The organism is Streptomyces sp. NPDC060198 (assembly GCF_042728415.1).
In the GTDB taxonomy this organism is placed as follows: Bacteria; Actinomycetota; Actinomycetes; order Streptomycetales; family Streptomycetaceae; genus Streptomyces.
This window is the reverse complement of record NZ_JBHWZJ010000026.1, coordinates 1-12,885: the sequence shown is the minus strand read 5'-3', so window position 1 is coordinate 12,885 and position 12,885 is coordinate 1. Positions and strand designations below refer to the sequence as shown.

Here is a 12,885-nt window from a genome sequence, read left to right as displayed (position 1 = left end):
GCCTCCTGGAGCAATGGGCCCTGATCGAGAACGACTTCCAGCAGACGTACGGCCTCGACCTCTCCACCCCCGGCCTGATGCAGACGAGGACCTGGCGGTGGATGCGGGTCCGTATCTACGGGCTCCTCTCCGCTGAGACCCGGATCAACCGGCACTTCGCGCCTCCTGAGCGCTCTTCCTGAGGAGGCCCCTGTGGCGCTGTCCATCGGCGAGCTCGTCGGCTACATCCGGCTCGACGGTGGACAGGTCCGCCCTGCCCTCCAGCAGGCGGAGAGTGCGCTCCGTACGTCCGGTGGGCGGATGGGCGATGACGCGGAGGAGGCCGGGCAGCGGGCAGGGCAGGCTCTCGGCGAGGGGCTGGCCCGTGCGGTCGACGGCTCGGTCCGGGACGGGCGCACTCGGCTCGTAGCCACCGCGCGCGAGTCCGGTGACGCGGCGGGGGACGCGCTCGGTACCGCTCTGGAGGCGGGCGCGCGCGAGGCGGGCACGGACGCCGGGGAGACGCTGGGCGAAGGGCTGACGCGCGCGGTCGACGGCAGCATCCGGGACGGCCGCGGCCGGTTCGTCGCCGCCGCCCGTCAGTCCGGCGCCGCAGCCGGAGAGGCGCTCGGCGAGGCCCTGGAGGATGGCGCGCGCGAGGGCGCCGATGACGCGGTGGACGCTGCCGAAGGCGGCCTGTCCCGAATCCAGGAGATCGCCGCAGGTGCCGGTGTCGCAGCCGGTGCTGCACTCATGGTCGGTCTGTCCGAGTACCTCGACCAGTCCACGATCCTGGGCGAGCTGGAGGGCAAGCTCGGCGCTACGCCTGTGGTGGCCCAGAAGTACGGCAAGGCCGCTGGCCGGCTCTTCGCGAGCGCCCTCGTCGAGGACTTCCAGACCGCCGCCGACACCATGGCCGCGATCTCGCAGAACGGCTTGATCCCCCCGGAGGCGACGGAGCGGCAGCTCGCGCAGCTCGGCGGCCGGATCGCCACCACCGCGCGCATCCTCGGCGAGGAAGTCGCAGGCGTCTCGACGACCGTCGGCAAGATGGTCAAGACCGGGATGGCCAAGGACGCCGAAGAGGCGATGGACATCCTCGTGAAGGCCCAGCAGAAGGGCCTGAATGCGTCCGAGGATCTCCTCGACACCTTCGACGAGTATTCGACGCAATTCCGCAAGCTCGGAATTGACGGCCCGATGGCCATGGGGCTCGTAGCTCAAGCACTCCAGGGCGGTGCGCGTGACACCGATATCGCTGCCGACGCTGTCAAAGAATTCTCGCTCCTCTCCATCGACGGCAGTAAGGGTGCAGCCGACGCGTATAAGGCCCTGGGCCTCAACGCCAAGAAGATGATCTCCACCCTGGCTGCCGGCGGCCCCGGAGCCACCACGGCGATGGACACCATCTTCGACAAGATCCGGAACCTCAAGGACCCCGTCGACAAAAACACCGTCGCCATTGGTCTATTCGGAACAAAATTCGAAGACCTTGGTGGAGCTTTCGACACCATGGACCCGTCGAAAGCCGCAGTGAAATTCGGCACTTTCAAGGGATCGATCGACGCTGCGGGAAAGGCGATCTCCGAGTCCGCCGGGGTGCGCGTAGAGCGATTCAAGCGTGCCGTCAGCCAGGGCATCGTGAACTTGATCGGCAACCAGGCCATTCCGGCGATGGTGAAATTCGGTGGGTGGGCGCAGAGGAATTCCGGCACGCTGAAGGTGGTAGCGGGTGTGGTGGCGGGCGTCCTCGTCCCCGCGCTGGTGCTGATGGGCGTGACGGCCACGGTGCGCGGTGCGCAGGTAGTGGCGGGTTGGGTGACGTCGGGGGCCGCTTCGCTGGGCTCGGCCGGGACTCAGGTCGCTGCCGGGGCTCGTGTGGTGGGCACGTGGGTGCTGATGAGCGGCCGGGCGGTGGTCTCTGCTGCTGGTGTGGTCGGCGGGTGGGTGGCAACCGGGGCTTCGGCTGCGGGCTCCGCTGCCGCGCAGACGCTCGCTGGCGCGCGCGTGGTTGGCACCTGGCTGCTGATGGGAGTGCAGAGCCTCCTCCAGGGCGCCCGAATGGCCGCTGCGTGGGTGCTGGCTATGGGGCCCGTCGGCTGGGTGATCGCGATTCTGGTCGGGCTGGGGCTGCTGATCTGGAAGAACTGGGACAAGATCAAGGGCTGGACGTCGGCGGCCTGGGACTGGATCTGGGCCAAGCTCAAGGGCGTTGGCGGCGCCATCGTCGGCTTCTTCCTGAAGTGGAGCCTGGTCGGCGTTTTCCTGCGTCACTGGGACGCCATCAAGACCGGCGTCACGACCAAGACCGTCGCGCTGGTCTCCTTCGTCGCGGGGCTCCCGGGAAGGATCAACCGCGGCATCGGCAGCTTGAACAACTTGCTGCTCCAGAAGGGCCGGAACGTCGTCCAGGGCCTCTGGATCGGCATCCAGTCCATGGGCGGCTGGATCAAGAGCCAGATCATGGGGTGGGCGAAGTCGGTCATCCCGGGCCCGATCGCGAAGGCCCTCGGGATCGCCTCGCCGTCGAAGGTGACGGCTGCACAGGGTCGTTGGATCGCGCGCGGCCTGGTCGACGGGCTCACCGGCTCGGCGGCGCAGGTCAAGGCGGCGGCGGCGAAGGTCGCGGACATCGTCACCGACAGCCTCAAGCCGGGGAAGACCCGGTCGAGGGCGCTCGGGCGGATCAGCGCCGACAGCAAGAAGCTCGTCACCCTCGCCACCCGCGAGGCTGCGGTCGCGGCCCGGCTGAAGACTGCGCAGAAGCAACTCGCGGACCAGGTCGCCGCCCGGGACAAGCTCTCGGCGGACGTGAAGAAGGGGGTCCTCGACGCTGCGAACATCACCCAGGTCGAGGCCCCGACGGCCGACTCGATCGTCCAGACGCTCGCGGCCCGGGTCAGCCAGGCGCAGACCTTCGCCGCGCAGCTGGCGACCCTGCGGAAGAAGGGCGTGCGCAGTGACCTGATCGCGCAGATCGCCTCTGCGGGCGTCGAGCAGGGCGCGGCGTCTGCGGCGGCACTGGCCAACGCGTCCTCGTCGCAGGTGCGGCAGCTCAACTCGACGCAGGCCGCGCTCGTGACGGCCGCCGGGCAGGCCGGGGCGACGGCGGGCGACGCGATGTACGGCGCGGGCATCAACGCCGCCCAGGGGCTGGTGAAGGGGCTCCAGAGCCAGCAGAAGGCCATCGAGCGGCAGATGCTCACGATCGCCAAGGGCATGACGAAGGCGATCAGGCAGGCCCTCGGCATCAAGTCACCCAGCCGCGTGATGGCGGCTATCGGCCGGTTCATCCCCGCCGGGCTCGTCCAGGGCATCGACGGCGACCGAGCCCTCGTCGACCGGTCCATGGCCGGGCTCGTCGACCCGTCCGCCGTTCTCACCCCGGCCGGACTCGGGGCGGCCAGCGCAACCAGCGGCGCGAACTCGGCCAGCACCCCCCGGACAGTCATCGAAATCCGCTCGTCCGGGTCGCGCCGGGACGACCTCCTCCTGGAGGAGCTCCGCAACGCCATCCGCGTACGCGGTGGCGACGTCCAGCTGGTGCTCGCAGGCAAGAAGGCATCGTAGAAGGGAGGGCACGCCGTGGCGTTCCCCGAAGACCCCCTGGACCTACGCGGCGAACTGCTGCTCGGCGGCACGTGGGTGAACATCACCTCGCGGATGTACACCCGGGAGCCAGTGCGGATCGTGCACGGTACGGCGCCCGGGGCCTCGCAGGCAGACCCGGCGTCGTGCTCGGTCCTCCTCGACAACACCGGCGGGCCTTTCAGCCCCCGGAACCCGCTCGGGCCCTACTTCGGGCTGTTCGGCAGGAACACTCCGTTCCGGCTCACGCTGCCTGCGGACGAGTCGTGGCTGCGGCTCGACGGCGGGTACGCGTCCACCCCGCACACCACGGCGCTCGCGGTCCCGGGTGACCTGGATGTGCGGGTCGAGGCCACACTCGACGACTGGCGACGGGCAGACCGCGGAATCGTCCTCGCTGGGAAGTGGTCGCTGCCGCTCGCGCGCTACTGCTGGCGGTTCATCACCAACACCTACGGCGGCCTGTCTCTGACGTGGTCTACAAACGGCACCGCGGCGGGTGTGGCGTTCGCGGACATGCTCACGCCGGTGCCCGTGCCGGTCGACGGGCGGATCTGCGTCCGTGCCGTGCTCGACGTCAACAACGGGACGGGCGGCTGGACGGCGACGTTCTACACGGCGCCCGTGATGGCTGGTCCGTGGACCCAGCTCGGATCGGCCGTGACGGGCGCGGGGGTGACGTCGGTCGGGGCCGCCGACGTGCCGCTGACGGTCGGCATGGTCGGCTCGTCCGTGGGCGGCTCCTTCGTGCCATCGGTCGGCCGCGTCCACAGGGTCGAGGTGCGCTCGGGGATCGGCGGGACCCTGCTCGCGAGCCCAGATTTCACCACGCTGGCACACGGGAGCACCGGCACCACGGACAGCGCGGGCAGAGTCTGGGGGCTGGTCGGCGCCGCCGCGATCGAGCGGCGCGAGGGGCTCTTCGCGGGGGAGGTCTCTTCGTGGCCGCCGCGCTGGACAGGCGCCGGGTACGACGCGTGGGTGCCGATCCAGGCTGCCGGCATCCTGCGGCGACTCGGCCAGGGCCGTCGTCCGCTGGAATCCACGATCCGTCGGCGACTCCAGGGTTCGTCTGGTCTCCTGGCGTACTGGCCGATGGAGGAAGGCGCGGACGCCTCCCAGATCTACTCGCCGCTGCCCGGGGTGCGGCCGTTGAAAACGTCTGGCCTCCAGCTGGCGGCGGACGACAGCCTGCCCGGGTCGGCACCGCTGCCCACGCTCGGCGCCTCCGCGTCGATCTCGGGCAGCATCCCGGGCAGCACCACCGCCGGGTGGCAGGTCGAAATGGTGTACCGGCTCCCCACCATCCCGACACTCCAGACAGAGGTGCTCAGGGTCGGCGTCTCCGGGTCCACACTGCGCACCGCGCACGTCTTCGTGTCCACGGCCGGTGTCCGGGTGGAGGGCCGAGACGGCGACGGAGCACCGATCGTCAGTGTCCTGTATACCGACTCCGCGGCGCTCTCGGACTTCGCAGGGCGCTGGAATCGGCTGACTCTATTCGTGGCTGACGCTGGGGGCGGCCAGAGCACCCTCAGCGCCGCTTGGCGGGATATCTCGGACGGCAGCTGGTGGTGGGCTGCCGGGTACTTCGCGGGGGCTATGGGGTCGGCGGCCAGTGTCACGGGAACCTGGGGCAGCGCGATGCAGGGCATGGCGATCGGGCATCTCTCCGCGGTGGCCGTGGCGGCGTCCAGCCCGACCACCCCCGGGTCGACTCTCTATTCCGGGGCCGACCGGGGGTTCGCTGGGGAGACCGCGATTACTCGTGTGCGGCGACTGGCGGAAGAGGAGCCCGCTCTCCAGATCAGCGCTCGGCACGCTCCTGGCGCGACGTCCGAGGCGCTCGGGCCGCAGGGGCGCGAGCAGCTCCTCAGCCTCCTCGCCGAGGCTGAGGAGACGGATGGCGGCATCCTTCACGAGCGGATGGACCGACTCGGGCTGGTGTACCGGGGGCGCAGCACTCTCTACAACCAGAGTCCCACTCTGGTGCTCGACTACGCGGCCGGTGAGGTCTCCGCTCCGCTGGAGCCGACGGACGACGACGACGGCGTCACCAACGACGTCACGGTCACGCGCGCCGGCGGCGGCGGGTCCGGGCGGGCCGTCGTTGCAACCGGGCCGCTGTCCACCGCAGCGCCGGAGGCCGGCGGCGTGGGCGTCTACGAGCAGGCGATCACCCTTTCGCTCGGCTCCGACGCGCAGGCCGAGCAGATCGCTGGGTGGCTTGTGCACCTCGGCACCTGGGACGAGGCGAGGTACCCGTCCGTCCGCGTAGAGGTCCACCGGCACCCCGCGCTCATCCCGGCGGTGATGCGGCTACGCCCGGGGCACCTCGTCAGAATCACAAACCCGCCGCTGTACACCGGCCCGGGACCGCTCGACCTGATCGTGCGGCAGATCCAGCACGAGCCGACCCCGCGCACGTGGGCACTGACGCTGGTGTGCACTCCGGCCGGCCCGTACCGGGTCGGGGTGTACGACGACCCGGTACGGGGGCGGTACGACACCGGGGGGTCTCAGCTCGCCGCGACGGCAACAACGACGTCGGCGAATCTGTCCGTCGCATTCACGGATGGCACCCGGTGGATCACCACCACGTCGCACCCGTCGCACTTTCCCTTCGACATCGAGGTCGGCGGGGAGCGGATGACCGTGACCGCGATCAGCGCCACGGTGTCTCCGCAGATTTTTGCGGTGACCCGGGCGGTCAATGGAATCTCTAAATCTCACGCTCTCGGCACATCAGTAAGCCTGGCCCAACCCACCGTTTTTGCACTCTGAAAGGCTCATTTTATGCCGGACGTGAGATTCGCTGGGGAAAACCTGGTGGCATCGACGGAGAACGCGCGCGCGCCTTTCCTCGTCAATTACACGGCTTCCACCTCGAACTCTTCGTCCGATCCCGGGGGCGGGGAGCTCGTGTGGGTGACCACACCGAGCCTGATTTTCCGGGCTGGGCGCGCCTACGAAGTCACGGTCAAGGGCCTACTGGCGCCCACAGCCACGGCCAGCGAAGGGCAAGTGCGAGTACGAAAAACCGGAATTGGCGGACAGCTCCTGTACGACAGTTTCCGATTCCCGACATCCCAAATCGGAAACTACGGATTCATTTTCTCCAACATTTTCATTGTTGGCGGCGCGAACGTGACAGCAGCCCTGGCCAGCACGGTCGCCCGCGCGTCCGGGGCCGCCTTGTATTCCATCAGCGCCACGACCACGAGTGTGGCCTATCTGAAAATCACTGACGAAGGTCCTGCCGCGGATTTCACCGGGGCAACCGTACTCACCTGATCGCGAAGGGAACTTAATGATCACGACACCCGATCTCAGTGCCGGATATGACCAATGCACGGCCTCCGTGGCCAGCTTGGACGGCAACATCAGCATTCGCTACGTTCTTCTGCCGCCGCAGATCGAGCAGTGGACGGATGAGGTGTTGCAGCAGAAGCTGAGCGCCGTGAAGGCCGCGGTCGCCGCTCTGCTCCAGCCCGGCTCGGACATCCAGTCCAGCGTGTCCTGGACCCGGTCGGCGGCCGCGATCGTGATGCAGGAGTCCGGCGTCGTGAAGGCGGCGGTCTGATGTCCACGCCGCTCACCGCCGACGCCCTGGTCGCGGCTCTCCGCGCCGAGGGCGTGAAGGTGGTCGAGTACAAGAGCTGGCGCACCAACAACCGTGATCACAAGGGCCCCTGGGGCCCGGTCAATGGCGTGATGATCCATCACACCGTCACTTCCGGCACCCCGAATTCCGTGGAGCTGTGCTACTCGGGCCGCTCCGATCTCCCCGGGCCGCTCTGTCACGGGGTCATCGACAAGGAGGGCACCGTCCACCTGGTGGGCAACGGCCGCGCCAACCACGCCGGTCTCGGCGACGGGGACGTGCTGCGCGCGGTGATCGCCGAGGCGGCGGCGCTGCCCGCCGACAACGAGGCCGACACGGACGGCAACGCCCGTTTCTACGGCTTCGAGTGCGTCAACCTCGGGGACGGCCAGGACCCCTGGCCGGCCGCCCAGCTGGAGGCGATCGAGAAGGTCTCGGCGGCCATCTGCCGGGCGCACGGCTGGACCGAGCGCTCGGTGGTCGGGCACCTGGAGTGGCAGCCGGGGAAGGTGGACCCGCGCGGCTTCGAGATGGACTGGATGCGCGAGCGGATCGGTGTTCGGCTCGACGCCGACGAGACCCCGGCCCCGGCCCCGGCCCCAACGAAGCCCAGCGCGACGACCCCCACGAAGTCGAAGCCGGCGTACGAGCCGTTCCCCGGGGCCAGCCTGTTTCGGGTCGGCAGGTCCAGCCCGATCATCACCGCCATGGGCCGCCGCCTGGTCGCGGTGGGCTGCGGACGGTACGCGGTCGGGCCTGGCCCGACCTGGTCCGAGGCCGACCGCGCTTCGTACGCCGCGTGGCAGCGCCACCTCGGCTACAGCGGGGCCGCCGCCGACGGCATCCCCGGCCCCACCTCCTGGGCCGCACTCCGCGTCCCCAACGTCTGAACAGGAGAACCACCATGCAGAAGAACTTCGCGCTCGACCTGGTCGAGCGGTCCGGATGGTCCGGTGCGGAGACGGCCCTCGCGGTCGCCGGCGCCGGGCTCGCGGACGTCTCCATCTGGTGGGCGGCCCCTGCCGCCTTGGTCCTCGCCGCCGCGAAGAGCTGGGTGGCCGGTCACGTCGGGCGGCCGGGCACCGCCTCGACGCTCCCGGCGTCCGCCGACCCCGCTTCCGCGTCGACGGGCGTCTGACCTGTCCTGCTGACCGCCTGGAGGACCGTATGGACGCTGTCACCCTCACCGCGCTGTGCGCACTCCTGGCCAGCCCGGTGGCGGCGGCAGCGGCCATCTACGGCTCCCGGAGCGCGGCACGGGCGACCCGGGAGGGCGGAGTCATCACCGGATACGACAGCCTCACCGCGCGGCTCACCGCGGAGAGGGACAAGGCGGAGCAAGACCAAGCGGCGGCCGAGGCGCGGGCCGCCACGCTGGAGCTGGAAGTTGCGCGCCTTCGCCTCCTCGTCACGCAGCTCGGGGGTACGCCGTGACCCGTACCGAGCGACTGCTCTACCGGCGCCGCCACGTCCTGTGGATCGTGGCGGCGCTCCTCTTCCTCGGCGGGGGCCTGGCGCTCGCCGAGGTCCAGATCCACAGGGCGGACGCCCGCGCCGACCAGCTGGCGGCCGAGGCCGCGCGGCGGGGCGGTGCGGTCGAGACGCTGGCCGGTGACGTCCGTACGCTCCGGGCGCAGATCCAGGCACGCGGCGGGACCCCGGCCGCCCCCGACCCGGGGGACGCGGTCGAGGACCTGCCGACCCGAGTTCAGGTGCCGGTGCCGATCCCGGGGCCGACGGGTCCTGCGGGGCCGGCGGGTGAGCGGGGTCCGGCTGGAGCGGCAGCATCCCCGAGTCCCGGCCCGTCGGGGGCTGCTGGTCCGCGCGGGCCTCTGGGACCAGCGGGGAAGCCGGGTGCGGACTCGACGGTGCCGGGCCCGGCGGGCGCGGACGGCCGGGATGGTGCGGACGGACGGGACGGGCAGACCTGCCCGGACGGCTACACCCTCCAACCCCCTGTCGACGATCCGGACGCACTGGTCTGCCGGCGAGACGGGGCCGTGCCCTCGCCGTCGATTCCCACCGTGCCCGTCCCGCTCGCCCTCGACCCGAGACGCCAATACCGCTGAACCCGTCGCGGTCCAGCGCTCATCTCGGTAGTGTCGGGCTCGCTGAAGTTGGTCGGTTCTGGCCCTTCTTCGCCGCAAAGACCCAGTTCAGGAAGGGTGCTCCCCGCGCGTGCGGGGATGGTCCCCCCGGCGTCTGGATCATGGCTCAGCCCGGGGTGTGCTCCCCGCGCGTGCGGGGATGGTCCCCTCTTGGAGTCCATGGCTCCACGACCCCAAGGGTGCTCCCCGCGCGTGCGGGGATGGTCCCTGCCCAGCCTGCGTCGCCGTCATGAGCTGCTGGTGCTCCCCGCGCGTGCGGGGATGGTCCCGCCCCGGTGCGCCTGCGGTACGGGTGGTGGGCGTGCTCCCCGCGCGTGCGGGGATGGTCCCCGAGTTGTCTTCCGCAGCCCGTACAACCGGAAGTGCTCCCCGCGCGTGCGGGGATCGCTCGTAGATTCGCCCTGGATGGCCGGGTGCCCGCAGGGACCTTTGCCCCTCGTTCGGCTTCGGCCGGGCGGGGGGCGCTTTGTCGTGCCTCGGGTCAGGTGGGCCGGAGTAGGACTCGGTCGGGCCGGCAGATGTCGCAGGGCGGTACACCGGAGGCCAGCTCGGCGGTGGCCCGTTCCTGGCTGATTGGGGTCATCTCGGCTCCGGACGCCCAGCAGTCGCCGCGGTGAACGGTGGTCTCGGAGCCGAGGCCGACTCGGGCGATGCCCCAGGCGGGGGTGCGGGGGCGCGGGGGCCGCTCCGGGGCGGGCGCGGCCTGCTGCACCGGGAACGTCTGTCGTTCGGCTACCGCGATGGCCCTGTCGACCTCGGCAAGTTGCAGGGCCAGATGGGTGCGGATGACGCGGAGGCGGTCGACGTCGGGCGGCAGATCGGACATACGTTCGAGTCTACGGTTGTGTGCGGACTTCAGCATTCCGCTACGCGCCCCGGGCGCCCCGGGGTCAGCCGCCCAGCGGCTCCGCCGAGTGCGCCGCAGCGATCTGGTCGATGCGTGCGGCAAGGTCGAAGTCGGAGGCAGTCAACTGGTGGCCGGCGTCGTGGGTGGTAATGCCGAACCGCACCTGCCCCCAGCGCAGGTCGATGTCCGCGTGGTGGCCGATGAGCCGCTCAACGTCAGCGACGTGCACGATCATCGCAACGCCCCCGTGATACCGGATCGCGAACGACCGGGTGATCTCGTTGCCCGAGCGCGCCCAGCCGGGACGCGCAGCCAAGTGCTCCGCGATCTGCTCTTCCGTCAGCACGTCTTTGCTCACCGTCAGGTCCCCTCGGCTACCGGTGCCAGGATCTCCGCAAGGTCCCGGCCAACCGGGGCATCGTGCCACGGGCGCATCGCCCGCTCCAGAGTCACCAGCTCCCGGCGCATCCGCGCCGAGCGGGTCTCCACCGCGATCGTCGCGACCGCACGCGCGATCTCCACCGCGTGGTCCGGTTCCCGGGCAGCCGCTGCCGCGGTCGCCTGCCGGGCCATGTACACCCCGCGGTCCCGGCGCGCGGTCTCCGGCACGATCGTAAGGACCTGAGACCACAGGGCACCCGCCTCGGCGCCGAGGCCAAGACGCCCGTAGCAGGTGGCCCGCTGCACCTCCAGATACCCGGGGGTCCGGCGGCACGCGTTACCCCAGGGCAGGTCGTCATCGACGCGCGGCAGCAGCCGGTCCGCGTCATCGAGGAGTTGGTCGACGGCCCGGCGCTCCCCGGTGAGGCTGGCACCGTGCGCCTGCTGCTGCATCGCCATGATCCGCACCTTCGGCACCAACCGGTCGGCGTCGTCGAGGGCGGCCTCGCACAGGTCGATGACCGCGAACCCATCGCCAAGATCAGTCCGGACCTGGGCCTGGTTCACCAGCGAGTACCCGATGAGGTGCGGGTCCCGGGACCGCATCGCGATCTCCTGCGTCACCCCGCGCCAGAAGGACGCCCCGTCCATGTCGCCGGCGTCCTGGTACAACCAGCCGACGAGCGCAGCGTAGGCCGCGCCGACGCGCAGCAGCCCGCGGCGTGTCTCGCCCTTCGCCGAGCGCACCAGCTTGTCGATTAGCTGGTACTGGGCGGCCACCGTACCGATCAGATCGTGCGGACCGAGGAACATGTCCGCCCGGTAGTGCCCCTCCAGCTGCTGCTGGAAGTACCCGATCAGGGCCGGGTCGACATGCTGCGGCGCCACGGGGCCGGAGACGAGCGCGGCTGCGGTGACGCTCGCGAAGGCGCGTCGTCTCACATCTGCCTCTTCGTGGTGCTCGGGCCGGAGCCAGCCCGGCGGAGTCGTGAAGCCCAGGTCCTCGGGCCACCGGCCGAGCGCGTCATGGAGGACGATCGCGGTCTCTTCGGCTGGCCACCCGGGGCGGTCGCCCTCCCAGCGCCGCCAGGTCCGCGCGGACACGGTGTACTGCCGGTCGCCCAGGTACTGCTGGCCATGCTCGGTCAGGGCCGCTGCGGCGGCCTCAACAGTTCGCCAGCCTCGGCGCAGGCGAGCGGCCCGTAAGGCGTCGTTGCGTCCAGTGTGAGGTGTCATCGCGTGCGCTCCTGGCCGTGGCCGCTACGTGGCCACCGATGGCCACCCGGTGGCCTATTCGCTACCTGACGTGCACACACATCATCGGGTGTGACAGCGGGCCGTGCAGCGAAATGGCTGCGAGCCCCTCGAATCAGGACGTCATCCCAGGGGTGAGCGAATGAGCCGTCGAGAGTGTACGTACTGCCCGGAGCCTGGGGCGGACGTGTGCGTGCGGGTGCACGCAGCGCCCAGCGGGCCAGGCGTCTCGGTGTTCGCGCATGCCGCATGCGCCGAGCGGCGCGGCGTGCAGGTCCTGTACCGAGTCGTCACTGAGGAGCCGGCGGTGACCAGGTGACGACCACCGAACAGCCCCTCGCCGCGGGCGACCGCGCGTATCGTGCGTTGATCATGCACACCGAGCGGTGCGCGAGGTGCCGCAACAACGCGGCGTGCGATGATGCCGCGGCTCTCGCCCGCGTATGGAAGGCGGCGCGATGAGCCGCATCTGTATCGACTGTGACCGGGTGATCCTCGGTGAAGCCGTTGTGGTCGCCGAGGGGCACTCGATGTCCGGCGCCCGGCCGGACCAGTACGCCCACGCGCTGGGTGACCAGGCGTGCCAGCCACCCGCGCACAGCCGCGGTGGCGGCCTCCGTCGGGCCATGGCCGAAGAGGCCGCCCTCCACCGCTGAACTCCCGTTCGTGCTCGCGTCGGCGGCGGCCGGGTGCGGGCGGGGTTACTCCTCGTCGCGGACGAGAGTGGCGAGCGGCGTATCAAGGGCGGCCGCGAGGCGGAGAAGGGTGCTGAGGCTGGGGTCGCTGGTCGCGTACTCAATTCGGTGCACGGTTTTGTGGTCGAGGCCGACCAGGTCCGCGAGCTGTATCTGCGTGAGGCCGGCGGCCGTTCGGGCGGCGCGAAGGCGGCGGCCGATCTCCTCGCGGCGGGGTAGCACCCAGTCCGGGAGCGGCTCGGTCGTCATCCCACCACGCTGAAATGATCATGGGCGGAAGTTTTTACCTGATCAGGTAAATCTGAGGATCATGGACCGGCCCGGTCAGGTTGTGATGTGCGTCCGACACGACCGGGCCCCGCTCGGCCATTTCCGGCCGAGCTGAACCGCCCCACCCCGCGCATAGGGGTGGGGCGGTTTACTGTGTGC

At 70.5% G+C, this 12,885-nt stretch carries 13 protein-coding genes and 1 CRISPR repeat array; of the genes, 9 read left to right on the top strand and 4 right to left on the bottom strand.

Going from position 1 to position 12,885, the window contains the following annotated elements:
- Nucleotides 1-192: 192 nt before the first annotated feature.
- From ACFWEP_RS06165 to ACFWEP_RS06130, 8 genes are all read left to right on the top strand, one after another.
- Nucleotides 193-3,549 carry a phage tail tape measure protein gene (locus ACFWEP_RS06165; RefSeq protein WP_387366301.1) on the top strand — a complete coding sequence of 1,119 codons (3,357 nt, stop codon included), beginning with the start codon at nt 193-195 and terminating at the stop codon, nt 3,547-3,549.
- Between the two features lie 15 nt (nt 3,550-3,564).
- On the top strand, nt 3,565-6,351 hold the full coding sequence (locus ACFWEP_RS06160) for a hypothetical protein (RefSeq protein ID WP_387366298.1): 2,787 nt from the start codon (nt 3,565-3,567) through the stop codon (nt 6,349-6,351).
- A gap of 45 nt (nt 6,352-6,396) precedes the next feature.
- A complete protein-coding gene (locus ACFWEP_RS06155) occupies nt 6,397-6,861 on the top strand; it encodes a hypothetical protein (protein WP_387366295.1) in 465 nt (154 codons plus the stop codon).
- 67 nt (nt 6,862-6,928) lie between these two features.
- Nucleotides 6,929-7,150, top strand: coding sequence for a hypothetical protein (locus ACFWEP_RS06150; RefSeq protein ID WP_387366292.1), 222 nt, complete (start codon nt 6,929-6,931; stop codon nt 7,148-7,150).
- On the top strand, nt 7,150-8,061 hold the full coding sequence (locus ACFWEP_RS06145; RefSeq protein WP_387366289.1) for a peptidoglycan-binding protein: 912 nt from the start codon (nt 7,150-7,152) through the stop codon (nt 8,059-8,061). Before ACFWEP_RS06150 ends, ACFWEP_RS06145 begins: the two co-directional genes overlap by 1 nt.
- Nucleotides 8,062-8,075: 14 nt before the next feature.
- A complete protein-coding gene (locus ACFWEP_RS06140) occupies nt 8,076-8,309 on the top strand; it encodes a hypothetical protein (protein ID WP_387366286.1) in 234 nt (77 codons plus the stop codon).
- Between the two features lie 29 nt (nt 8,310-8,338).
- Nucleotides 8,339-8,605 carry a hypothetical protein gene (locus tag ACFWEP_RS06135; protein WP_387366283.1) on the top strand — a complete coding sequence of 89 codons (267 nt, stop codon included), beginning with the start codon at nt 8,339-8,341 and terminating at the stop codon, nt 8,603-8,605.
- Nucleotides 8,602-9,240: a collagen-like protein gene (locus ACFWEP_RS06130; RefSeq protein ID WP_387366280.1), complete on the top strand. Its 639-nt coding sequence runs from the start codon at nt 8,602-8,604 to the stop codon at nt 9,238-9,240. Before ACFWEP_RS06135 ends, ACFWEP_RS06130 begins: the two co-directional genes overlap by 4 nt.
- A 96-nt stretch (nt 9,241-9,336) precedes the next feature.
- A CRISPR array of direct repeats spans nt 9,337-9,670; the repeat unit is 29 nt; unit sequence GTGCTCCCCGCGCGTGCGGGGATGGTCCC.
- Nucleotides 9,671-9,760: 90 nt separating this feature from the next.
- Here ACFWEP_RS06130 and ACFWEP_RS06125 read toward each other — a convergent pair.
- From ACFWEP_RS06125 to ACFWEP_RS06115, 3 genes are all read right to left on the bottom strand, one after another.
- Nucleotides 9,761-10,105: a DUF6233 domain-containing protein gene (locus ACFWEP_RS06125; RefSeq protein WP_387366277.1), complete on the bottom strand. Its 345-nt coding sequence runs from the start codon at nt 10,103-10,105 to the stop codon at nt 9,761-9,763.
- A 64-nt stretch (nt 10,106-10,169) separates the two neighbouring features.
- Nucleotides 10,170-10,484 (bottom strand): 4a-hydroxytetrahydrobiopterin dehydratase, encoded by a 315-nt coding sequence (locus ACFWEP_RS06120; protein ID WP_387366275.1) that lies wholly within the window; start codon nt 10,482-10,484, stop codon nt 10,170-10,172.
- Between the two features lie 2 nt (nt 10,485-10,486).
- Entirely contained in the window at nt 10,487-11,743 is a 1,257-nt protein-coding gene (locus tag ACFWEP_RS06115; protein ID WP_387366272.1) for a Twin-arginine translocation pathway signal, read from the bottom strand.
- A gap of 476 nt (nt 11,744-12,219) precedes the next feature.
- Between ACFWEP_RS06115 and ACFWEP_RS06110 the strand changes: the two genes are divergently transcribed.
- Entirely contained in the window at nt 12,220-12,417 is a 198-nt protein-coding gene (locus tag ACFWEP_RS06110; RefSeq protein ID WP_387366269.1) for a hypothetical protein, read from the top strand.
- Nucleotides 12,418-12,462: 45 nt separating this feature from the next.
- Here ACFWEP_RS06110 and ACFWEP_RS06105 read toward each other — a convergent pair whose 3' ends face one another.
- Nucleotides 12,463-12,705, bottom strand: coding sequence for a helix-turn-helix transcriptional regulator (locus ACFWEP_RS06105; protein WP_387366266.1), 243 nt, complete (start codon nt 12,703-12,705; stop codon nt 12,463-12,465).
- Between the last annotated feature and the right edge of the window lie 180 nt (nt 12,706-12,885).

Bases quoted from the DNA above. Each gene is read 5' to 3' on its own strand.
- ACFWEP_RS06145 (WP_387366289.1), top strand. From the start codon at position 7,150: ATGTCCACGCCGCTCACCGCCGACGCCCTGGTCGCGGCTCTCCGCGCC.
- ACFWEP_RS06140 (WP_387366286.1), top strand. From the start codon at position 8,076: ATGCAGAAGAACTTCGCGCTCGACCTGGTCGAGCGGTCCGGATGGTCC.
- ACFWEP_RS06135 (WP_387366283.1), top strand. From the start codon at position 8,339: ATGGACGCTGTCACCCTCACCGCGCTGTGCGCACTCCTGGCCAGCCCG.
- ACFWEP_RS06125 (WP_387366277.1), bottom strand. From the start codon at position 10,105: ATGTCCGATCTGCCGCCCGACGTCGACCGCCTCCGCGTCATCCGCACC.
- ACFWEP_RS06115 (WP_387366272.1), bottom strand. From the start codon at position 11,743: ATGACACCTCACACTGGACGCAACGACGCCTTACGGGCCGCTCGCCTG.
- ACFWEP_RS06110 (WP_387366269.1), top strand. From the start codon at position 12,220: ATGAGCCGCATCTGTATCGACTGTGACCGGGTGATCCTCGGTGAAGCC.
- ACFWEP_RS06105 (WP_387366266.1), bottom strand. From the start codon at position 12,705: ATGACGACCGAGCCGCTCCCGGACTGGGTGCTACCCCGCCGCGAGGAG.